The 19,665-nt window shown below is 60.2% G+C and carries 24 protein-coding genes; 15 read left to right on the top strand and 9 right to left on the bottom strand.

The genetic code is table 11. From position 1 onward, the window contains the following. Positions 1-54: 54 nt before the first annotated feature. Together SIC14_RS06275 and SIC14_RS06280 are read right to left on the bottom strand one after the other, a co-directional pair. On the bottom strand, positions 55-723 hold the full coding sequence (locus tag SIC14_RS06275; protein WP_412564969.1) for a flagellar hook capping FlgD N-terminal domain-containing protein: 669 nt from the start codon (positions 721-723) through the stop codon (positions 55-57). Positions 724-732: 9 nt separating this feature from the next. Continuing rightward, complete coding sequence (locus SIC14_RS06280; protein ID WP_412564970.1) at positions 733-1,284, bottom strand: flagellar hook-length control protein FliK; 552 nt, start codon at positions 1,282-1,284, stop codon at positions 733-735. Positions 1,285-2,662: 1,378 nt separating this feature from the next. Between SIC14_RS06280 and SIC14_RS06285 the strand changes: the two genes are divergently transcribed. The 6 genes from SIC14_RS06285 (at position 2,663) to SIC14_RS06310 (ending at position 6,407) form a co-directional block, all read left to right on the top strand. Beyond that, complete coding sequence (locus SIC14_RS06285; RefSeq protein WP_412565833.1) at positions 2,663-2,908, top strand: rod-binding protein; 246 nt, start codon at positions 2,663-2,665, stop codon at positions 2,906-2,908. Next, positions 2,898-3,251 (top strand): flagellar biosynthesis protein FlgN, encoded by a 354-nt coding sequence (locus SIC14_RS06290; protein WP_412564971.1) that lies wholly within the window; start codon positions 2,898-2,900, stop codon positions 3,249-3,251. Before SIC14_RS06285 ends, SIC14_RS06290 begins: the two co-directional genes overlap by 11 nt. Positions 3,252-3,489: 238 nt before the next feature. Continuing rightward, on the top strand, positions 3,490-4,701 hold the full coding sequence (locus SIC14_RS06295) for a flagellin (protein WP_412564972.1): 1,212 nt from the start codon (positions 3,490-3,492) through the stop codon (positions 4,699-4,701). A 130-nt stretch (positions 4,702-4,831) separates the two neighbouring features. After that, positions 4,832-5,212 carry a flagellar biosynthesis regulator FlaF gene (gene flaF / locus SIC14_RS06300; protein ID WP_412564973.1) on the top strand — a complete coding sequence of 127 codons (381 nt, stop codon included), beginning with the start codon at positions 4,832-4,834 and terminating at the stop codon, positions 5,210-5,212. Further along, entirely contained in the window at positions 5,209-5,613 is a 405-nt protein-coding gene (gene flbT, locus SIC14_RS06305; protein ID WP_412564974.1) for a flagellar biosynthesis repressor FlbT, read from the top strand. The genes flaF and flbT overlap by 4 nt, the downstream gene beginning before the upstream one ends. Beyond that, a complete protein-coding gene (locus SIC14_RS06310; RefSeq protein WP_412564975.1) occupies positions 5,610-6,407 on the top strand; it encodes a DUF1217 domain-containing protein in 798 nt (265 codons plus the stop codon). Before flbT ends, SIC14_RS06310 begins: the two co-directional genes overlap by 4 nt. Before the next feature lie 33 nt (positions 6,408-6,440). Here SIC14_RS06310 and SIC14_RS06315 read toward each other — a convergent pair whose 3' ends face one another. Then, complete coding sequence (locus SIC14_RS06315) at positions 6,441-7,784, bottom strand: FliI/YscN family ATPase (protein WP_412564976.1); 1,344 nt, start codon at positions 7,782-7,784, stop codon at positions 6,441-6,443. 83 nt (positions 7,785-7,867) lie between these two features. Here SIC14_RS06315 and SIC14_RS06320 point away from each other — a divergent pair, with 83 nt between their 5' ends. From SIC14_RS06320 to SIC14_RS06360, 9 genes are all read left to right on the top strand, one after another. After that, positions 7,868-8,218, top strand: a complete 351-nt coding sequence (locus SIC14_RS06320) for a FlgB family protein (RefSeq protein WP_412564977.1) — start codon at positions 7,868-7,870, stop codon at positions 8,216-8,218. 8 nt (positions 8,219-8,226) lie between these two features. Continuing rightward, entirely contained in the window at positions 8,227-8,628 is a 402-nt protein-coding gene (gene flgC / locus SIC14_RS06325) for a flagellar basal body rod protein FlgC (RefSeq protein WP_412564978.1), read from the top strand. 109 nt (positions 8,629-8,737) lie between these two features. Further along, entirely contained in the window at positions 8,738-9,019 is a 282-nt protein-coding gene (gene fliE / locus SIC14_RS06330) for a flagellar hook-basal body complex protein FliE (RefSeq protein WP_412564979.1), read from the top strand. Beyond that, positions 9,019-9,288 (top strand): flagellar biosynthetic protein FliQ, encoded by a 270-nt coding sequence (locus tag SIC14_RS06335; protein WP_412564980.1) that lies wholly within the window; start codon positions 9,019-9,021, stop codon positions 9,286-9,288. The genes fliE and SIC14_RS06335 overlap by 1 nt, the downstream gene beginning before the upstream one ends. A gap of 15 nt (positions 9,289-9,303) precedes the next feature. Continuing rightward, positions 9,304-10,017, top strand: coding sequence for a flagellar hook-basal body complex protein (locus SIC14_RS06340; protein ID WP_412564981.1), 714 nt, complete (start codon positions 9,304-9,306; stop codon positions 10,015-10,017). A 31-nt stretch (positions 10,018-10,048) separates the two neighbouring features. Beyond that, positions 10,049-10,834: a flagellar basal-body rod protein FlgG gene (gene flgG / locus SIC14_RS06345; RefSeq protein ID WP_412564982.1), complete on the top strand. Its 786-nt coding sequence runs from the start codon at positions 10,049-10,051 to the stop codon at positions 10,832-10,834. After that, positions 10,834-11,256, top strand: coding sequence for a flagellar basal body P-ring formation chaperone FlgA (gene flgA / locus SIC14_RS06350; RefSeq protein WP_412564983.1), 423 nt, complete (start codon positions 10,834-10,836; stop codon positions 11,254-11,256). The genes flgG and flgA overlap by 1 nt, the downstream gene beginning before the upstream one ends. A gap of 10 nt (positions 11,257-11,266) precedes the next feature. Further along, a complete protein-coding gene (gene flgH, locus SIC14_RS06355) occupies positions 11,267-11,995 on the top strand; it encodes a flagellar basal body L-ring protein FlgH (protein WP_412564984.1) in 729 nt (242 codons plus the stop codon). A gap of 9 nt (positions 11,996-12,004) precedes the next feature. Then, positions 12,005-12,505: a flagellar basal body-associated FliL family protein gene (locus SIC14_RS06360; RefSeq protein WP_412564985.1), complete on the top strand. Its 501-nt coding sequence runs from the start codon at positions 12,005-12,007 to the stop codon at positions 12,503-12,505. Here the strand turns inward: SIC14_RS06360 and SIC14_RS06365 are convergent. From SIC14_RS06365 to motA, 6 genes are all read right to left on the bottom strand, one after another. Beyond that, a complete protein-coding gene (locus SIC14_RS06365) occupies positions 12,502-12,837 on the bottom strand; it encodes a hypothetical protein (RefSeq protein WP_412564986.1) in 336 nt (111 codons plus the stop codon). The two genes, SIC14_RS06360 and SIC14_RS06365, sit on opposite strands and share 4 nt — an antisense overlap. Further along, the gene (locus SIC14_RS06370) at positions 12,827-13,945 is read right to left on the bottom strand and encodes a flagellar biosynthesis protein FlhB (protein WP_412564987.1); all 1,119 of its coding nucleotides are present in this window, start codon (positions 13,943-13,945) and stop codon (positions 12,827-12,829) included. The genes SIC14_RS06365 and SIC14_RS06370 overlap by 11 nt, the downstream gene beginning before the upstream one ends. After that, on the bottom strand, positions 13,938-14,711 hold the full coding sequence (locus SIC14_RS06375) for a flagellar biosynthetic protein FliR (protein ID WP_412564988.1): 774 nt from the start codon (positions 14,709-14,711) through the stop codon (positions 13,938-13,940). Before SIC14_RS06375 ends, SIC14_RS06370 begins: the two co-directional genes overlap by 8 nt. Further along, a complete protein-coding gene (gene flhA / locus SIC14_RS06380; protein ID WP_412564989.1) occupies positions 14,708-16,768 on the bottom strand; it encodes a flagellar biosynthesis protein FlhA in 2,061 nt (686 codons plus the stop codon). Before flhA ends, SIC14_RS06375 begins: the two co-directional genes overlap by 4 nt. Before the next feature lie 66 nt (positions 16,769-16,834). Further along, the gene (locus SIC14_RS06385) at positions 16,835-18,763 is read right to left on the bottom strand and encodes a hypothetical protein (protein WP_412564990.1); all 1,929 of its coding nucleotides are present in this window, start codon (positions 18,761-18,763) and stop codon (positions 16,835-16,837) included. Beyond that, positions 18,760-19,629: a flagellar motor stator protein MotA gene (gene motA / locus SIC14_RS06390; protein ID WP_412564991.1), complete on the bottom strand. Its 870-nt coding sequence runs from the start codon at positions 19,627-19,629 to the stop codon at positions 18,760-18,762. The genes SIC14_RS06385 and motA overlap by 4 nt, the downstream gene beginning before the upstream one ends. Positions 19,630-19,665: the final 36 nt, after the last annotated feature.

Here is a 19,665-nt window from a genome sequence, read left to right on the forward strand (position 1 = left end):
TGCGCTTTGCCCGCCTCTCGCAAGCGCCCCAAGCACCCCAACCGCGCTAAGGGATCAGCTGGCCCCTGGCGATCGCAATCCGGTGACCAGTGCCGCCTCGATCACAGCGTCTGCGGGCAACACAAGCTGCACGCCAGTCGGGCCAAGCCGGGCTTCGGAAATGGCGGCCCAGCTGTGGCCCGGTTGGGTTTGCGACAAAACCCCGTCCACATAGCTTTCGATCCGCAACATATAGGCCCCTTCCGGCACTTCACCACCTGCGGCATCGCGGCCGTCCCAGACAACTTGCCCTGCTGCCGGATCCAGCGCCAAGCGGCGCAGCTCGGTGCCGTCCAGACTGGTGATCACCATCTCCGCCTGATCGGCAAAGCTCAGACCCTGCCCATGGAGTGTTACCGATGCCCCGTCATAAACCGCATGGCCGGCTAGCTGCCCTTCCATCCCGACCCAATCAGCCAGCTGAGACAGCTGTGACTGCCCGTTGAGAGAGATCAGCGCATTCAGCAACGTGTTGGTCTGCACCTGTTGTTCAACACCCGAGAAAGTGGCCAGTTGGGTGGCATAATCCGAACTGTCCATCGGGTTCAGCGGGTCCTGATTCTGTGCCTGTACCGTCAGCATCTTGATGAAGGTCTCAAAATCCGAATTTGCCAGCACACTGTTTGTGGCGGGATTGGCGGGTTGGGCGGAAGTGCCTGTGTTCGTACCAGTGATGGTGGTCATAAAGATCTCCTAGAGGCGAATGTCTAAGCGGCCATCGATGGCCGGCGTGGCGGAGGTGGAGAGGCGGCGATCAATACTGGGGTCCAAAGCAGTCAGCCCGTCTTCGGGCGGTTCAGGCGACCTTTGCGCCCCGTTTGATGCCCTGTCTGCCGCCCTGTCTGCCATACCGCCGGAGGCGCTGCTGTTGCGATCTGCGCCAAAATCCAAGGTGCTAAAACCGGCTTTGCGCAGCTCTGCCTGCAGCAGATCCAGATGTTTGCGCATCAGCTCCTGCGTCTCTGGGCGTTCCGCAAGAATCGCCAGGGTCAGCCCAGCCTCCCCAGGTTGCGCAATCAGCTTTACGGTGCCGAGCTCTTTTGGCGAGAGCGTGATTTCAACGGCCCCACCGGATTTCGGCAATTGTGGGTGCAGCTTAGACCAGACCGCCTGCGCCTGCACCTGAGCTTGGGCCTGAGCCAGCGCTTGGGGACCGGCCAAAGAGGGGGCGAGTGTCGGTGGAGCGGCCGGTGGGGCGAGGGCCAGACCTTCGCGGGATGTGCCGACATCTGACGTCAGAGACATCTGCAGATCCACGGGCGTGGCCGGCTGCACTTGCGGGTTCAAGCCGCCGGGCGCAGCGGCAATGGGGAGCGCAGGAGGAACCTCCGGTAGGGGTTTAGCGCCCCGAGCCGAGGGGCTGGACCAGGGGCGCATCGGTGCGGCCTCAAGACGTCCGGAGTTGTCTGGCTGTTCGGTGTCGGGTGGCTGGAGGGGATCCGCGTCACCCTTTGAGGCCACGGCCTTGGAGGATCCGCCGTGCTTCATGTCCGGTGCCTGGACAGGGGGTGCGTTCTGCAATGCGGCCGCTGTTGGCGGGGGCGGGTATGGTGCGTCTGCCTCCGTGCTGGCCGTAGCGGCGGCGGCAGAAGCGGGAGACACCCCGGTGTCGGTTTCGGCCGGCAGACTGATAGTTGCACCGTTCAAAGGTGCGGGGGGGCGGATCGGGCCGTCACTCTGATTATGGAGCGGCAACAATTGCGGCGCTTTGGTTGCGCTCGCCATTGCGGATGAGGGTGGATGGGCGGGCTGAGATCCATCTATAGAGCGACCCCCTGCCTGACGAGGCTGGGCTGATGGGACAGAGGGGTCCGCCAAAACGGAGGGGAGACGCTGGCCTGTCATTTGATGCATGGAGGCCAGCGGGCCACTGCTCTGCCTTTCCCCTGCCTCCGGGATTTTGTCCTGTGAGGGGCGGGTTGAAACGGTGATTTCTGGATCGGTGGTTCGCTCCGGAGATGCGGCAGGCGGGGGTATTGACGACGCCAGGTCTGGCGTCCCCACGTCCTGCGAAACCTCGGGAGACGGCGCCACAGGCGCTTGCAGGGTAGAAGGCAAGACTGACGGGCTGTGTGACTCAATGGATTGTGCTGCAATAGTACGCTCCGATCTGCCCTCCGGCGCATCCTGTGGGTCCGATGAAATCTGGTCAGCTGTTGACGGCAGATGCGGCCCCTTTGGTTTGGGATCTGCCAAGCCCTCTGCCTGCGTCCCTTTTTCGGGATCACGGTTTGGGGCGGAATCCGGGACAGCCTCCGAAGTCGCTAAAGAGTCCTCAACCGCGTCTGACGGCCGCTGCGGTGCCTGCGCGTCCCCGTCATGCTGCAACAGGAGGAGGAAGGTCCGCCAGGATGCGGCTGTTCCCGCTGGTGCTGCGGGTTGGGGCGGCACATTGGCGGGCAGCGCGACGCCGGTGGCAGGTCCGGCGGTTAAAGGCATGTGATCGGCCATTCTGACTCCGACAAAAAGCGATTGGCCGGAAGATTCGCAGATTTCGGTTACCAGTCCTTTACCGGTTTGACGGAATACTCGTGAAAATTGAAACAATCAGGAGGCTGATATGACAGATTCGATTTCCGCCACGCAGATGCGCTTGTCGGGGACGCAGGCGCGCGCTCAGGACATGCCGCAGGCACAAGAACCGGCGCTGCGGCAGGTGTCTTCGCAGCTGGAGGCACTGTTTTTGGCTGAGATGTTAAAGGCTTCCGGATTCGGCGAAGTGTCCGAGTCCTTTGGCGGTGGGCAGGGCGAGGCGCAGTTTACCTCTTTCCTGCAGGATGTGCAGGCCGAACGGATGGTGCAGGCGGGGGGTATCGGATTGGCCGAATCGCTGTTCAACGCTTTGAAGGAGATGCCGGATGATCTCTGAGACAGAAACGGAACTGGCCGCACGTCTGGAGGGGCTGATCGCGGCGGAACGTGAAGCTTTGCTGGCGGGCGATACCGCGGCGCTGACTGCCTTGCTGCCACAAAAAGAGAAGCTGATAGCGGACTATGGCGCGGTGGCGTCCCGCGCCGGATTGGAGGCAATGCAGGCCAAAGTGCTGCGCAATCAGGCGCTGCTGGATCAGGCGATGTCGGGGTTGAAAGCGGCGGCCAAACGTCTGGCGGAGTTGCGCCGCGCCCGGGAAGGGTTGCAGACCTATGATCAAACCGGACGCAAACAGGCGTTGGGGCCAGCCTGCAAACAAAAGCTTGAACGGCGGGCATAGGCGGCAATTGCTGCAAAAGCTGGATAAATCTGGGTCAAATCACCGGTAATGGACAGAGCGGAATTAGCACTCTCTTAGGGTTTTCCACCCCATGTTGACGGCGCATCCTCTTGAGGGTGGCACGGTCCCGGCTCTGCAAAAGAGCGGGCTGTAAAGGTCAGAAAGACAGTCGACTCGTCCTTGGGGGCGGGATGTGGAAACGGCCGTGAAACCGGCCAAGACTGAAGAAGGAATGCTTATGTCCAGCATTTTGACCAACAACGGCGCCATGGTGGCGCTGCAGACATTGAAGATGGTGAATTCCAGCCTTGCAGGCGCCCAGAATGAGATTTCGACCGGTAAATCGGTCAGCTCGGCCCGGGACAATGCGGCGGTCTGGGCGATCTCCAAGGTGATGGAAACCGATGTGGGCGGCTTCCGCGCCATTTCGGACAGCCTGTCGCTGGGGCAATCCACCGTTGCCGTGGCACGTTCGGCCACTGAAACGATCACCGATCTTCTGAACCAGATGAAACAGAAAATTGTTGCCGCACAGGGCGATAACGTGGATCGCGCCAAGATCAACGCGGATGTAACAGCGTTGAAAAATCAGGTGGCCTCGGTGGTCAGTGCAGCCCAGTTCAACGGGCTCAACCTGGTGGATGGCACCACCGCCACCACCAATGTGCTGGCCTCGCTGGATCGCGCCGGCACCGGCACGGTAACCGCTTCGTCGATCACGGTGACCGGTCAGGACATGTCCACCGGCGGCTATACGGCAAAGGACGTTTTGTCAGGATCCTCTGCGGGGGCATCGGGCAACGGGGATGCTGTGGCCTTTAACCTGGATGCGGGGGGCGGCAACGAACAGGTGGAAATCGCCGAAAACGGTCCAGCCTTTGCCACCGGGGATTCGGTCAGCTTGACGGTGTCCGGGCAGACCGTGTCCTACACGGTGAGCGCGGATGATGTCGCGGCAACCACCACGGCAGACATCATTGCGATTGCGCTGAAAAACAAGATCGACGCGCTGAACATTGCCGATCTGGTTGTCGATTATGACAGCGGCACGCCCGGCACCCTGGATTTCACCAACAACAGCACGCTGGATATGACCATCAGTGGTCAGTTTACCAACCAGGGCGCAGGGGGGCTGGGGGCGATGGATGGCATCGACGTGTCCACCGGCACCGGGGCCAATGCGGCGTTGGCGACGGTTGAAGCCTTGATCAACACCTCGATCTCGGCCGCGTCGACCTTCGGTTCGGCCGAAGGGCGGATTGCGACTCAGGCGGATTTCATCTCCAACCTGACGGATTCGCTGCGCCTTGGCATCGGGGCGTTGGTTGATGCCGACATGGAGGAAGCTTCGGCCCGCCTGCAAGCGCTGCAAACGCAGCAACAGCTGGCGATCCAATCGCTGTCGATCGCCAACCAGGCGCCACAGTCGATCCTGTCGCTGTTCCGGTAAGGCTATTCAGGGGCGTGGCCTTCGCGCCCCTGACCCTCCGTTAACGCGATCCCAATCAGAGCGGCCCCGCGATCAAGGCTTGGCGGCGCTTTGAAGATTTTGCTCCCTCGACCACCGGAAGGACTTTGCTGTGCAACCCGAACTGATGGCGCGCCGCGCCTATTCAGAACCCTCCCCCGCGGTTCAAAGCCCAAGGCGGGTGGAATATGCCGCTTTTGCCAAGGTCACTCAGGCACTGGCCGCGCTGTCGGACCGCCCCCCCACCGCTGGCCTTGCGCCGCTGGCCCAGGCGCTGCACCGCAATCGGCAGCTTTGGACCGTGTTGGCCTGCGATGTGGCCGCAAAAGAAAACCCTCTGCCAGAGGTGTTAAAGGCCAACATTTTATACCTGGCAGAGTTCACCTTTATGCACAGTGCCAAAGTGTTGCAGGGCCAGGCCAATGTCGCGACGCTAGTTGACGTGAACAGGGCAATCATGCGCGGCCTGCATAGCAAAGGAGACCGGGCATGAGTGGGCTTGTGCTGAAACTGAGCCCGAAAGAGCGGCTGTTGATCAATGGCGCGGTTCTGGAAAACGGCGATCGCCGGGGACGGCTGTGTATCCTCACACCTGACGCCCATATCCTGCGGTTGCGCGATGCGCTGCATCCCGAGGAGGCCAACACACCGGTACGGCGGTTATGTTACGCCACCCAGCTGGTGCTGAGCGGCGATGCCGATCCCGAAGTGTCGCGCCTGCAACTGCTGCGCCGCATCGAAGAGTTGAGCCGGGTTTTGACCGATGCGGACAGCCGCCGCCACCTGACTGAGGCAACCGAGGCGGTGTTGAAAGACCAGTTTTATCGTTGTCTGAAATCCCTGAGGGCGCTGCTGCCGCGGGAAGACCGCTTGCTGGCTGCGGCCCGGGCGTGAGTTTCCAGCCGATCCTGACCGGCGGCGGGCTTGCGGGCTGGCGGTTTCTGACGCGCAGCCTGACGGACCAGACGGCGGTCTTTGCGGCGCAGCCCCAGTTGCAGCGCGATATCCAGTATTTTCAGGACAGAATCGCCAAGATCGAAACGCCGGCGCAACTGGTCGGGGATTACCGGTTGCTTGGGGTGGCCTTGGGCGCGTTTGGTCTGTCCGATGACATCTCCAGCCGCGCCTTTATCGAACGCCTCCTGCAGGAGGGGGCAACAGCCCCCGAAGCTCTAGCCAACAAGCTGAGTGACAGCCGTTACAAGGCGCTGGCCGCGGCCTTTGGGTTCGATCAACCTGTGTCGCGGGTGGCGGAACCTGGGTTCGCTGAAGAGATTGCCGATCGCTATCAGGCGCAAAATTTTGAGATTGCAGTGGGGGCGCAGAACGATGATCTGCGCATGGCGCTTTATGCCCAGCGGCAGTTATCTGAGGTGGTCAGCGCAGCCGGATCGGAGGATGCCAAATGGTATCGGATCATGGGCGAAGCCCCGCTGCGCCGGGTGATCGAAGCGGCCTTGGGGCTGCCCGCCAGTTTTGGTCAGATCGATCTGGATCAGCAGCTGGGGGTGTTTAAAACACGGTTTGCTGCGCAGTTTTCGCAAGACGGGCTGGCGGCTCTTGCAGAGACGGAGCTGCGGGATCAGCTGATAGATCGGTATTTGTTGACCCAACAGGCGGCTGCGGTCCGGCAGATCAGTGCCGGTGCGGTCGCTTTAACGTTGCTGCAATCCAATGCACGCGGTTGATCAGTTGCGTCCCGGATTAAGAGAGGCTGAGAGTCAGGGGGCGCTTTGCGGGACCGCCCGATCTGCGCGTTTGAGGATCAGCCGTAACCGATTGAAACTGTCCGTAATATCGCCGCTTTCTTCCTGTGCCAGAAACCGGTCCAACTCGGGCCAAGCGGCAATTGCGCGGTCCAGTTCGGGATCTGATCCCGTTGCATAGAGCCCAGCGCGGATCATCATGGCAGAGCTGTCATAGAGTCCCAACAGCTGACGGGCCCGGGCAATCGTCTGGTTTTCCTCTTCGGTCGCTGCCAGTGTTAGGGCCCGTGATACCGATCGGAGCAGATCGATGGCCGGGTAGCGCCCGCGTTCGGCAATCTCGCGATCCAGCACCACATGACCGTCCAGCACCCCCCGTAGAATATCGGCAACCGGCCCCTCCATGTCAGAGCCGGCGACCAGCACGCTGAACACGGCGGTGATGTCGCCCTGCCCAACAACGCCAGTGCCAGTCCGTTCGCACAGCGCCGTAATTAGATGCGGTGTGGAGGGGGGAAAGCCGTGAAACCCAGCGGTTTCGCCCGTGCTCAGCGCCACCTCGCGATGCGCCTCCGCCAGGCGGGTGACCGAATCCATCAGCAAAAGCACCTGTTTGCCCTGATCGCGAAAATATTCGGCAACAGTGACGGCCGCGGCGGCACATCTGCGCCGCGCAAGCGCCGGGCGATCCGAGGTTTCGGCCAAAATGACCGTCCGTTTCATGCCGTCAGGGCCCAGAGTGTTTTCTACAAAATCCCGCAGCTCGCGTCCGCGTTCTCCGATCAGAGCAAGGACGATCACCTCTGCCTCCAGCGCCCGGGCGAACTGGGCCAGAAGCATGGATTTTCCAACGCCCGAACCGGCAAAAAGGCCGATGCGCTGGCCGCGCACAATGGGCAATAAAGTGTTGAAGCAAGTCATGCCGCTGCGCAACCGGCTGCCGAAACCACGCCGTTGCGCCGGGGCAGGTGGGGGGGCGGCAAGGGCGCGCGGGACGCCGTGTACCAGGGACCGGCCATCCAGCGGCGCGCCGGTTGAATCGATGATCCGCCCGATCCATTGCGCGCAGGGGCCAAGCGTAAGGGGCGGGTGCAGGGTGGCCGAATCGCCCAGAGACAGGCCGTCACAGCTGCCATCCGGTAAAATTTCAATGCAATTTTCGCGCAATCTCACCACATCTCCCCATACAGAACGTGACGTCTTGAGGTGCAGTTTTACGCGGTCACCTAACGCGGCCCGGCCTTCTAAGTCTTTGATAGAAATGAGTCCTTTTTCAATCCCATTGACCCAGCCCAGCGGGTGCTGATGGGCAATCTCGGCAATGCGATCGGTCAGGTCGGGGATGGTCGGCATCTGCATCAATCTCGCTCCAATTTTTCTGAAAACAATTTCTAAAGGAATCGGGGTTAAGCCTTGGTTGAAGCAGATGAGGAGACTCGCTGATGTTTGAAAAAATCCAGATCTTCCAGTTGGCGCAGGGCATGGCGGTGCATGCCGGGCGACGACAGGCGTTGATCGCACAGAATATTGCTAACGCTGACACACCGGGCTACCGCGCCCGCGATCTGCCCAGTTTTGCGGAGGCGTATCGCGCCAGCGCTGAGACCGGGCAGGGCAGGCTGGGGCACATCCGCCCCGTGGCACGCCCCGGCGCAACCTCGCCCAATGGCAACAGCGTTTCATTGGAACATGAAATGGTGGCAGCCACCGGTGTGCAGCGCGATCATGAGCGGGCGCTGGCAATCTATAAGTCGGCGTTGGGCCTGCTGCGCAGTGTTCTGGGTCGGCGATAGGGGGCGAGATGAGTGATTTTTCCCAATCCCTTTCGGTCTCGGCCAGCGGGCTTAAGGCGCAGGCGACCCGCTTGCGGCACGTGTCCGAAAACATCGCCAACGCCGACACCCCGGGCTATCGGCGTAAATCGGTGCAATTTGAGGCAGATTACCGTGCTGCTGCGCCCCGCAGTCAGGTTGCCGAAGTGAAAACCGGCCGCGTGAGCCTGGATCCGTCGCAGCTGCAAGAGATCTACGACCCGTCTCATCCGCTGGCCGGTGACAGTGGCCATTATGAAGGCTCCAACGTCAATCTGATCGTGGAGGTGGCCGACGCCCGAGAAGCGCAACGCAGCTATGAGGCCAATCTGAAGATGTTTGATCAGGCCCGTCAGATGGCGCGTGGCTTGATGGATTTGCTGCGGCGATAGCGGTGCAAAAACGTTGAAAACAGAAGGTTAAAAACCGGTCAAAAGGATCGGATTAGGGCCGGAGAATCCGGACCCGCAACCCGGAATCCCCGGAGAAGGAGCATTCAGAATGGAGATCAGATCCCCCTTGGCGGCGATGAAATACGCCGCAAACCGTCCCGCCACAGAACCCGCGCCCCCCGCAGGCGAGGCCCTGCAGAGCATGGCGCAGGATTTTGTGCAGGCGCTGGAGCAGAGCGAGGCAACAGCGACATCTGCCATGATTGGCGACGCCGATCCGCATGCGCTGGTCCAAGCTCTGGCGCAGACCGAATTGGCGGTGGAAACCGCGGTGACCGTCCGCGACAAAGTGGTTGAGGCCTACCAGGAAATCCTGCGGATGCCGGTCTGATGCTGGAGGAGGCGCTGTTTTATGACACGCTGCGGCAGGGGCTGGGGGTGGCGATCATAACCGCCGCGCCGATCCTTGCGGTGGCACTGGTGACAGGGCTGGTAATCGGCCTGTTTCAGGCGCTGACCTCAATTCAGGAAATGACCCTGACCTTTGTGCCCAAGCTGCTGGCCATTGTGGCGGTGTTCTGGGTCTCGATGGGCTTCATGTCAGAAACTCTGATTTCGTTTTTCCAGATGCAACTTGTGCCGATCATCCGGGGCGGATGATCCGGAAAGGACCCAATGGACAACGCCAATTACGCCACCCTGACCCGCCAGCATGGCCTGTTGAGTGAGATGCAGGTGATCGCCAATAACATTGCCAATATGGCCACCACGGGGTTCCGCCAGGAGGGGCTGATTTTCGCCGAACATGTGGCCCGGCTGGCGCCTCAGGACGGGCTGTCAATGGCCACGGCTTCGGTGCCGAACACCTCGGCGCAGCAGGGGGCGTTGACCCAGACCAACGGCAGCTTTGATCTGGCCATTGAGGGGCCGGGGTATTTTCTGGTCGAAACGCCGCTTGGGCCACGTATGACCCGCGCCGGGGCTTTTGTGCCCAGCGCGACGGGTGAGTTGATGACTCCGGATGGCTACCTGCTACTGGACACCGGTGAGACCCCGGTTTTTGTGCCGCCGGGGGCGCGCAGCTATCACATCGCCCCCGATGGAACCCTATCAGCTGATGGGGCGCCCACCGGGCAGATCGGGGTGTTTCAACCGCTCGATCCGCTGGGCTTGCGCCGTGAGGACGGGGTGATGTTTGCCAGCGACGGCGGGTTTGATCCGGTGTTGGATCCACGCATGGTGCAGGGGTTTCTGGAACAGTCTAACGTTGATCCGATCAGCCAGATTGCCCGCATGATCGAAGTCCAGCGCGCCTATGAAATGGGGCAGAATTTTCTCAAATCCGAAGATGAACGGATCCGCCGCGCCCTTGAAGCGATGAGCCGTTAACCCCGCAACCCTCTGAATCAGGAGAAGAATGATGCGTGCCTTAAAGATTGCTGCCACCGGAATGCTGGCCCAGCAAATGCGGGTTGAGACGATCTCGAACAACCTCGCCAATATGTCGACTACTGGTTACAATCCACGCCGCGCCGAATTTGCCGACCTGCACTATCAACAGATGGCCCGTGCCGGAACCATCAATGCAGCCGACGGTACCGTGCTGCCGACCGGGGTGCAGCTTGGCCTTGGGGTGCGGCCCTCCGCCGTGTCGGTGCAGCTTGGCCAGGGCGCCCTCGCCCAGACTGGGGGCGATCTGGATCTGGCGATCGAAGGCAATGGCTATCTTGAGGTCACGCTGCCCTCGGGACAGACCGCCTACAGCCGCGACGGGGCGCTGAAACGGTCGGGCGACGGGCTCATTGTGACCTCTGACGGGTTGCCGGTGTCGCCGGAAATCACCGTTCCGGCCGATGCCCGTGCCATTTCGGTGAACGCCGACGGCGAGGTCTACGCCTATTTCAATGACAGCGCTGAGGCTCAACTGCTGGGTCAGTTCCTGCTCAGCGGGTTTTCCAATCCCAAAGGGCTGGAGGCGCTGGGCAGCAACCTGTTTGCCGAGACCGAAGCCAGTGGTGCCCCACAACTAGGCAATCCCGGTGCCGATGGCTTGGGCACGCTCAGGCAGGGGTATCTCGAACAAAGCTCGGTCGATGCGGTGCGTGAAATCACCGAGCTGATCGAAGCCCAGCGCGGATATGAGTTGAACTCCAAGGTAATCACCGCAGCCGACCAAATGCTGGCGGCCACAACCCAGGTGCGCTGATGCTGCGTGTTCTCTTGCTGATTGGTTTGGTTGTTTCCCCGGTGCTGCCTGTTGCGGACACGGTTGTGGCGGCGCGCAATCTGCGGGCGCATAGCCAGATCACGGCGCAGGATGTGCTGTTGAAACCCGGCGACATCTCCGGCGCTCATCGCGATTTGGCACAGGTTGTGGGTCTCGAAACTCGTGTTGCGATCTATGCCGGGCGTCCGGTGCGTCAGGGCGATGTTGGTCCCGCCGCGGTGGTGGAGCGCAATCAGGTTGTCCCGCTTCGCTACCGCCGTGCGGGTTTGGTGATCGAAGCCGAAGGCCGCGCCCTCAGCCGTGCAGGTCCCGGGGATTGGATCCGGGTGATGAACCTTGCCTCGCGACAAACCGTTTCGGGACAGGTGATGGCGGACGGTTCTGTGCAATTGGGTGATTGAGGTATTTGCGATGTTTTTCAGGTGTTTAACTGTCTTTCTGCCATGCCTACTCATTGGCTGTGGCACCTCTTCGGAGTTTGGCCGCGTGCCCGAATTCTCCGAGGTGCAGGGCGGTGCCGAACAGCGGGCGATGCTTGATCCGGGTTTGCCGATTTCCGTTGAAGGTCAGCGCCGGGTTGATCGGGCCTCGCTCTGGAGTGGCGCGCAGGGGTCTCTGCTGGGGGACCGGCGGGCGATCAAACGTGGGGACATCATGACGGTGGTGATCGAAATCAACGATAAGGCCGAGATTTCCAACTCTAGCAGCCGCGCGCGCCAAGGCAGCGAAACCCTTGGGGTTCCTCAGCTTTTTGGCATTCCACAGCGCATCGACCGCCGCTTGCCGGACGGGGCCAGCATGGCGGAGGCGGTGTCGATCGGGTCGAACAGCAGCTCTAGCGGCGAAGGTGACGTCAGCCGTTCAGAAAAATTGGCGCTGCGGGTGGCGGCAACCGTGGTCAGCGTCTTGCCCAACGGGGTGTTGTCGATCGAAGGTCGGCAGGAGGTGCGGGTCAATTTCGAAATGCGCGAGTTGTTGGTGACCGGTTTTGTCCGCCCCGAAGACATCTCGCGCCGCAATGAAATCACCTATGACAAAATCGCTGCCGCGCGGGTCTCTTACGGTGGACGCGGGCAGATCACCGACATGCAGCAACCGCGTGTGGGCCAGCAGGTGCTGGACGCCATTCTGCCTTTCTGAGGATATCCGATGCGACTTCTCCTGCCTCTCCTACTAGCGTTCCTTGGCTTTGCCGGCGGCGTGGCGGCCAGCCGAGTGGTTGTCCCGACCAGTGCCGATATCGCAACGGAATCTGCCAAGATGACGGGCACGACAGGTGCCGAAGCCGTCAAGAAGACGGTAACCGCTGAAACGGAAGACGGTGCAGGCTTCGAATATGTCAAATTGCCAAACCAGTTTGTGGTCCCGGTGGTGCAGGAGGGCAGGGTTGAAGCGCTGGTGGTCATGTCGCTCAGCCTGGAAGTGCTGACCGGTTATGGAGAATTTGTTTATAGTCGCGAACCAAAACTGCGGGACGGGTTTTTGAAAGCGCTGTTTGACCACGCAAATCTAGGTGGGTTCAGCGGCAACTTCACCGCAAGCGAGCGCATCGATCTGCTGCGCCAGTCCCTGCTGGCAGAGGCAAAACACGCGCTTGGCAACAAGGTGAATTCTGTTCTGATCACTGATTTCGCGCGGCAGGAAAACTAACGCCCTGTTTTGAGCAGAGCCGCGGCAACCTGCTGTGTCCCGAAACTCCGCGCGAGCTGCTCGCGCTTTCGCTCTTTTTGCAGACGAGTTTGCGCCAGGGCCTGATTGAGACGTTGCGCCTTCACACCGGCCCAGTGCTGCCAGGCGGCATCAAAACCCTGCAGCTGATAGGCGCCAAGACCCGACGGAGGCGCGGCTTTAGCACCTTGTCGCAGTTTTGTCAGGGCGGCCGTGAGGTCTTGTTCCTGCTGGCAAATCGGGGCCATTGCCCGACTTTCGATCTGGAACTTCAGCGCGGTGAGATCCGCAAGCTGTTTGAAATCACGAGTCATATCGGCGGGGCCTGTCTTGATGGGCCGTTGGGGCACGGCTCTGAGCGCGTTGTCGCATGGCTTCTGCAAATCGAATCGCGGCGGCAACTGCGCGGTAGTGGTCCGGCTGGATCGGCGCACCCAGATCCGTGCTGGCAAAAAGCGCCCGGGCGGTTGGCGGGTCGGCGTGGATCGGGACGCCATGTTCCATGGCACGTTGACGAATGCGCGCGGCGATTTCGTCCACCCCTTTGGCAACACAGATCGGCACCTCTCCGGGTTTCCGACTCCATTTCAGGGCAACGGCATAATGGGTGGGGTTCACCACCACAACATCGGCGCGCGGTACCTCTTGCATCATGTTGTTTGCGGCAATGCTGACCGCCTTCTGCCGGCGCTGCTGCTTGATCTGGGGATCCCCTTCATTGCGCTTTAGCTCTTCCTTAACCTCCTGTGCCGTCATCCGTTGACGGTGCAGGTGCTGATGGCGCTGCCACAGGAAATCAACGGCCCCAATCAGCAACATGATCCCGCAGGCCAGGGTGAGAAACTGGAGCAGCGTGGCAAACATGCGATGCAGTCCAATCGCTGGTGCCAGCCATAGCGTCTCTCCCAGCGAGGGCAGGTTGGCGTGCAGCAGAAGGCCAAGACAGACCGCATAGGCCAGAAGTTTCAGGCAGCTTTTTGCAAATTCAAACAGACCGCTGATTCCGAATTTGGTTTTGGCATTCGACACCAGCGAAATTCTGGAGATTTTGGGCCGCAGCTTGCTGGGGGCAAACACGATCGCCCGCTGCACCGCATAACAGAGCAGCGCGGCCGCCGCGGGCAAGAGAAGCAGCGGCAGGACCGCCAGCAGGGCTTGCCGCACCATCGGCCCAAGCCAGCCGCCGGACTGCATGAGATCCGCATGAGACAGGGCAGCAGCCCGTGACAAAACACCGTGCATAGAGGTGCCAAATTGCTGAACCATCAGAAATCCCAGGGTGGCAATTGCGATCACCAGGGCGAGGTAAGCTGTGGCAGTGCCAAGATCCGCAGACTTGGCAAGGTTCCCCTTTTTGCGCGCCTCCAGCAATTTCTGGGCGCTGGCTTCGAACGGTTTTTCCTCACTTTTTTGTTCAGACATTGGGCGGCACCCCATTTTCAAGCAGGAAAAACAGTGCGTTTCGCCAAGCCATCAGCATCGCAGGTGCCAGCAGAAAGATGAGCGCGATGCCCCCCAAAGTGATCAAAGGTGCGCCAATGAAAGCGACCATCAGCTGCGGCATGGCACGGTTCACCACCCCCAGCATGACGTTGTAAAGCAGGGAAACGGCCAGAAACGGCAAGCTGAGACTGAAGGCGAGCGCAAAAGAGGCCGCGACGGTGTCGCTGGCCAAACGCATGAGGTCAGCGGGAACGGGCCAGCTGCCGGCCGGCCAGACCTGATAGGAGGTGGCCAACAGCGTGATGGCTTCCAAATGGGCGCCGGAAATCATCGCCAGGGTGATGCCGGATATGACCAGTAGATGACCGATGGCGGGCATTGGTTCCACCCCCGCATTTCCCAGGATCTGCGCCAATGAGGTGGCCTGCGCAATCATCACGCCAGCTGTTTGAAGCGCAAGAAGCATCAGTCGGATCGCCAGTCCCAGCGTCAGACCTGCCAGAGTTTCGCTAAACACATAGGGCAGAAATTGTCCCAGATCCGGAGGCGTGTTGAGGGCAACCGGTAGCAGAGCCGCCAGGGGCAGGGTGGTGGCGATGGCAAGGCCGAGTTTGACGCGCGCGGGCACCGAGCGTTCGCCGATCCCAGGCAAAAGGGCCACCATTGGTGCCACCCGAAGAAAGACGATCAGCCCGTGCCAGACCCCCACATCCATCAGAGCTTGGACGGCGGCCAAGTCTGTCACGCGGGCACCAGGCCTGCGAGGGCGGGTTTGGCCTCAAGGCCGATCTCTTCAAAGGATAAGACCGGCGCGCTGATCTGTCCGGCATTCAACACCGTGCGCAGGAAGCGGCGACGTGGCGCCGAGGTTACCAGCGCCGGGAAAATCCCTTTGTTGTTGATTTCATTTAATTTTGAGGAAATGGATTCAGTCAGTTTGTGAAAAAGATCCGGTGGCAGGGCAACATCTCCGGGTCCCTGCGGTGTGTCGATCTGATGGGTTTCAAAATGCGTTTCCCAGGCCTGATCCAACTGCATGAGCGGCAGTGTGCCATCCGGGCGCCGCAGATCGGAGATGAGTTGGAAGCCAAGGCGTTGACGCACCAGCTCGCAGATCTGAACCGGATCGCTTGCGCTGCGCCGCGCCTCTGCAACAGCTTCAAGAATGAGCGGCAGGTTGCGGATCGACACCTGTTCCTCCAGCAGCAGGCGCAAGACGGCATGCAAACAGTCCAGCGGCACTTTGTCTGGGACCAGCTCATCGATCAGCCGTTGATTGGCCGCGGCGCGGGCTGGGTCGCTGAGGCTGACCATTTCGTCCAAAAGGCGCCGTAGGGCCTTGAGCCCCAGCAACCTGCCGAGGTTGCGTTTGACCAGCTCAAGCAGATGGGTGGCCAGAACTTCGGTGGGGGTCACGATGGTGCTGCCCGTGACCTCAGTTGCTTGGGAAACCTCTTCGGAAATCCAGCGGGCGGGGGCCCCATAGACCGGTTCCAATATGTCCTCTCCGCTGGGCAGTGCCCCCTCTTCGGCGGCAAAAGCCAGCAATTTGCCAGGCTGCAGGCGCGCCCGCGCCTGTTCGACGCCATGCAGGCGGATCACATAGGTGTGTGGCGGTAGAGAGGCGGCATCGGTCAACCGGATTTCCGGCAGAATGAGGCCAAAGCTGCGCGCGATATGCTCCCGCATGTTGTTGATGCGCAGGTCCAGACCTGTCCCTTGATCTAACACCAGAGGAATCAGATCCGGCGAAAATTCGACATGGATTTCGTCAACATCCAGAATGTCGCCGATTTTGGGGGGCACGGGCTGCGTGTCAGCCACTGGAGGACCATCAGCATCGCCGTGCTGTCGCTGCAGGGCGACGGCGCCCGCGCCAAGCAATAGCGCACCGGTCATGAAAGGCAGAAACGGGAGACCAGGGACAACTGCGAAGACGATCATCAGCGCGGAAACCGTCATCAGTGCGGCCGGGTGACGCCCCAGCTGCCCCAGCAGGTTCTGATCCGTTGCCCCAACCGAGCCACCCCGAGACAACAGTAAGGCGGCAGCGATCGAAATAATGACCGCGGGAATTTGTGTTACCAGCCCGTCGCCGACGGTCAGGATTGTGTAGGTTTCAAACGCCGCGCCGACGGGCATCCCATGGACCAGAACACCCATTGCCAGTCCCATCACCAAATTCAGCAGGGTGATCAAAAGCCCGGCAACGGCATCGCCTTTGACAAATTTTGAGGCGCCATCAAGGGAGCCGAAAAAAGTGGTTTCCTGTTGTTCTTCCAGGCGTCTTTGGCGGGCTTCCTCATGGGTAATCGCGCCTGAGGACAGATCACTGTCAATAGCCAGCTGCTTGCCCGGCATACCATCAAGTGCGAAACGCGCGCCAACTTCGGCCATCCGTCCGGCGCCTTTGGTGATCACCATGAAGTTGACGATCATCAGCACCCCAAAGACCACCAGGCCGAGGAAGACACTGCCGTTCATGACGAAGCTGGCAAAGCCGTCAATGACCCGACCTGCGGCCTGGGTGCCGGTGTGGCCCTCGCCGATGATCAGCTTGGTAGAGGAAACGTTGAGCGACAGCCGCAGCATGAGCGCGGCCAATAATATTGTGGGGAAAGCGGAGAAATCCAAAGGCTTCTCAACAAAGAGCGTGACCGTGAAGATTAACACAGCAAGCGCAAACGACGCAGCCAACCCGATGTCCAGCACAAACGCAGGCACAGGGAGGATCATCATGATGATGATGACCATCAGTGCGACGGCCAACAATATTGTCGGGCGGAAAGTGGCGGCCTTCATAAATTCTCACATCGCTATTGGGGCATTGGGCTGGATCAGAATAGCGGCATTTGGTTAGCAATTGGTTTAGGGGGAGGACCCCTCTGGCGCTGTGGCGTCCAGCAGTGACCAATATTTGTGCCGCAAGTCAGAAGCGCCTTGGACCAGCGCGCGGCCGTGCGCCAAAGGGGCAAGATCCGCTGCTGGTGCTGTTTGCTTCAGGTTGTGAGTCGCGAGGGTAGGTTTTTCTAAAACGGTGGCTTCTGGAAGGGGGGAGGCGTCAAGAGGGGGCGCTTGCGGCAGCCGTGCCGCAAGTTCTTCAAACCCCATGTTTTGAACACGTTTCCGGATCGCTGCCACAGATTGCTCCGGTGGGGGGTGACCATCCTCTAACTGCTCCGTCAGAATCTGGAGGAAGGTGTGATCGTTAGCAGATGTGGTCAAAGCTGTGAAAAGGGGCAATGCGATATCGGGCACAGGCTCGTCACTGGCCAAAACTGCAAACCTGCGGAAGGCTTCCCGAAAATCACCGGCGTCCGCCAAAGACAGGATGGCAGCTTCTTGCAGCACCTGCGCCGGTTTTTCGTGTCGATATTCAAAGGCATAACTGTCAATCAACTCTGCTGAAGCTGTGTCTTCTGTTGTGTGTGCAGCCTGTTGAACAGTTTCCTGTAGAGTGTCGGGGGTTGGAGGCTGACTGCCACCGTCCAGTAGATTCGACAGCGGCTCGGGCGGGCGGTTTGTGTCATGGTCAGTGAGGAGCCGATTTGCTTGGCGTTGCACCGCATCTGCCTGTGTTTCAAAACCCGCGTGTCGCAATTGATCAGTAAGACTGGGGCGCAGCACGTCCCGAAGGGCGTTTGGAAATGCCAGATAGCTCTGGAGAATTGTCGCCGCCGGGGCAGATTTTAAGCGCGCAAGATCTTGTTCCAGTAGAAACCCCCAGAGCGCCGCAGGTCCGGCGCAAAACAGATGTGAGGACGCGATTGCCGGAGCCGGGCCCTGATCAATCGCAGCGATCACCATAAGATAGGCGGTTTTCTCACGACCAGGCGGCAACTCCGCCAGGTGGGTATTTGCTTCGGTGGTGAGGCCAAAACGGAGGTAATGCGAGGCAAGCTTGGCGTTTTGCGCTTCCGCAGTTTGCCAGGTCGTGTCATCACGCAGCAACTCCAGCCCATCGACAAACCGCCCCGGGACTCCCCAGTTTTGAGGCGCAAGAAATCCAGAAAGGACACATTCCTCAAGGGCGGGCGGCTGTGCTGCCACATCCCGGGGCGGCACTGCGCTGCTGTCGGTGACCTTGAAGTGCAAGCTGGTCGAGGTGGTTTCAAACGGGGTCAGTTCCCCTGCATCCGAGGGCATTTCCGGAGTTTGAACAATCAATCCCAGCGCAGCACCCCTTTCAAGCTGGGACAATAAGCGGGACGTGCTTGCTGGCTGTGCCATCTCAGTGACGGGAGTCGGCTGAGACAACACAGCCTCGGCCCGAACGGGTGCAGCAAATGGTGGCTCAAAAAGATAGGGCAGAACAACGGCGGGGGGATCATCGCGATCAGAAGTCCCGGTTTGGCCAGACGATGCGGCGACAGCCTGAGTTTGTGGCGGTAGGGCTGTTTGGGGGTCGGGCGTGGGCGTAGATGGACGCGGCGTGTCAAAGAAATCGAGGATCAGCAATGTGGTTGTTCTGTTCAACGGGGCCTCGCGACTTTCGAAGGCACAGATGCAGCGGGTTGCCACCAGAACGGCGCCATCCTCCAAAGAGATGTCGGTCAGACGTTCACGGGAAATTCGGCTGAAAGCCCCATTAATATCAACGTCTTCGGTAAGGCCCAGTAAGTCGATCCGTGTGGTCAGCCCGGATTGGCTTACCTGCCACTTCTGATCCGGATCCAAGTATAGAACCAGTCGTGTGAACGGACCATGTTCACCGGACCGCAGAATCACAGGGGCCGCAGACACGGCTTGTCCCAAAAACAGCCCGAGAACGATTGCGTAGAGCGCGATGTGCCTCATGCGGCCTCCTGTTTTGTCGCTTTCAGCGCATCTTCAAGTTCGGTGAAGCTGGGGCGGCAATGCGACGGTGTGTTCTGGCGCCCGACTTCGATGCAGATGTTGGTGGGATGATTGTGCAGATTGGCAACCAGCACCTCGCGGATCAGGTGATAGAAATGCTGATCCTCTTCCACCACGGCTTTGACCTTGGCGGCAAAGGGGCCGACCAGCCCGTAAGACAAAAAGACCCCAAGGAACGTGCCGACCAGCGCGCCGCCGATCATTTTTCCCAAAATTTCAGGCGGTTGGTCGATCGAACCCATCGTTTTGATCACCCCAAGAACCGCGGCAACAATGCCCAGGGCGGGCAGGCCGTCGGCCATGGTCTGCAATGCGTGACTGGAGTGCAGGGCGTGATGATGATTGGCGTCCAACCGCTTTTCCAGCACTTCTTCAACCTGATGCGGGTCATCGTAGTTCATCGCCGCCGACCGCATGGTGTCGCAGATCAGGTTCACAGCCTCGGCATCGGCGAGGATCTTGGGGTAGCGGGTGAAAATTGACGAATCTTGTGGGGCTTCGATGTGCTCCTCAGCGGCGACCGGATTGGCGCGGGCAAGGCGGATCAGCTCAAACAACAGGCATAGGAGATCGCGGTAATCTGCATGAAACCATCGGGGGCCCTTAAAAACCTTGCCGATGTCTTTGAGCGTGTGTTTGACCGCCGCCATGTCATTGCTGATCAGAAAGGCGCCGGTCGCGGCGCCACCGATCATCATCATCTCAAACGGCAGTGATTTCAGGATGATCCCAAATTTACCCCCGGCAGCAAGGTAGCCACCAAAGACCATGGCAAAAATGACAGCAATTCCGATGAATCCGAGCATTGGTGTGTTCCTTGTCCTTGGCGACCTTCTGGGGTT

It is taken from the genome of Thalassobius sp. MITS945101, assembly GCF_047123305.1.
Lineage (GTDB): Bacteria > Pseudomonadota > Alphaproteobacteria > Rhodobacterales > Rhodobacteraceae > Thalassobius.

What these genes read in the sequence shown, in the direction of transcription:
- SIC14_RS06275 (WP_412564969.1), bottom strand. Translation starts at nt 723, where the DNA reads ATGACCACCATCACTGGTACGAACACAGGCACTTCCGCCCAACCCGCC.
- SIC14_RS06280 (WP_412564970.1), bottom strand. Translation starts at nt 1,284, where the DNA reads ATGTCTCTGACGTCAGATGTCGGCACATCCCGCGAAGGTCTGGCCCTC.
- SIC14_RS06285 (WP_412565833.1), top strand. Translation starts at nt 2,663, where the DNA reads ATGCCGCAGGCACAAGAACCGGCGCTGCGGCAGGTGTCTTCGCAGCTG.
- SIC14_RS06290 (WP_412564971.1), top strand. Translation starts at nt 2,898, where the DNA reads ATGATCTCTGAGACAGAAACGGAACTGGCCGCACGTCTGGAGGGGCTG.
- SIC14_RS06295 (WP_412564972.1), top strand. Translation starts at nt 3,490, where the DNA reads ATGTCCAGCATTTTGACCAACAACGGCGCCATGGTGGCGCTGCAGACA.
- flbT (WP_412564974.1), top strand. Translation starts at nt 5,209, where the DNA reads ATGAGTGGGCTTGTGCTGAAACTGAGCCCGAAAGAGCGGCTGTTGATC.
- SIC14_RS06315 (WP_412564976.1), bottom strand. Translation starts at nt 7,784, where the DNA reads ATGCAGATGCCGACCATCCCCGACCTGACCGATCGCATTGCCGAGATT.
- SIC14_RS06320 (WP_412564977.1), top strand. Translation starts at nt 7,868, where the DNA reads ATGTTTGAAAAAATCCAGATCTTCCAGTTGGCGCAGGGCATGGCGGTG.
- flgC (WP_412564978.1), top strand. Translation starts at nt 8,227, where the DNA reads ATGAGTGATTTTTCCCAATCCCTTTCGGTCTCGGCCAGCGGGCTTAAG.
- fliE (WP_412564979.1), top strand. Translation starts at nt 8,738, where the DNA reads ATGGAGATCAGATCCCCCTTGGCGGCGATGAAATACGCCGCAAACCGT.
- SIC14_RS06335 (WP_412564980.1), top strand. Translation starts at nt 9,019, where the DNA reads ATGCTGGAGGAGGCGCTGTTTTATGACACGCTGCGGCAGGGGCTGGGG.
- SIC14_RS06340 (WP_412564981.1), top strand. Translation starts at nt 9,304, where the DNA reads ATGGACAACGCCAATTACGCCACCCTGACCCGCCAGCATGGCCTGTTG.
- flgG (WP_412564982.1), top strand. Translation starts at nt 10,049, where the DNA reads ATGCGTGCCTTAAAGATTGCTGCCACCGGAATGCTGGCCCAGCAAATG.
- flgA (WP_412564983.1), top strand. Translation starts at nt 10,834, where the DNA reads ATGCTGCGTGTTCTCTTGCTGATTGGTTTGGTTGTTTCCCCGGTGCTG.
- flgH (WP_412564984.1), top strand. Translation starts at nt 11,267, where the DNA reads ATGTTTTTCAGGTGTTTAACTGTCTTTCTGCCATGCCTACTCATTGGC.
- SIC14_RS06360 (WP_412564985.1), top strand. Translation starts at nt 12,005, where the DNA reads ATGCGACTTCTCCTGCCTCTCCTACTAGCGTTCCTTGGCTTTGCCGGC.
- SIC14_RS06365 (WP_412564986.1), bottom strand. Translation starts at nt 12,837, where the DNA reads ATGACTCGTGATTTCAAACAGCTTGCGGATCTCACCGCGCTGAAGTTC.
- SIC14_RS06370 (WP_412564987.1), bottom strand. Translation starts at nt 13,945, where the DNA reads ATGTCTGAACAAAAAAGTGAGGAAAAACCGTTCGAAGCCAGCGCCCAG.
- flhA (WP_412564989.1), bottom strand. Translation starts at nt 16,768, where the DNA reads ATGAAGGCCGCCACTTTCCGCCCGACAATATTGTTGGCCGTCGCACTG.
- SIC14_RS06385 (WP_412564990.1), bottom strand. Translation starts at nt 18,763, where the DNA reads ATGAGGCACATCGCGCTCTACGCAATCGTTCTCGGGCTGTTTTTGGGA.
- motA (WP_412564991.1), bottom strand. Translation starts at nt 19,629, where the DNA reads ATGCTCGGATTCATCGGAATTGCTGTCATTTTTGCCATGGTCTTTGGT.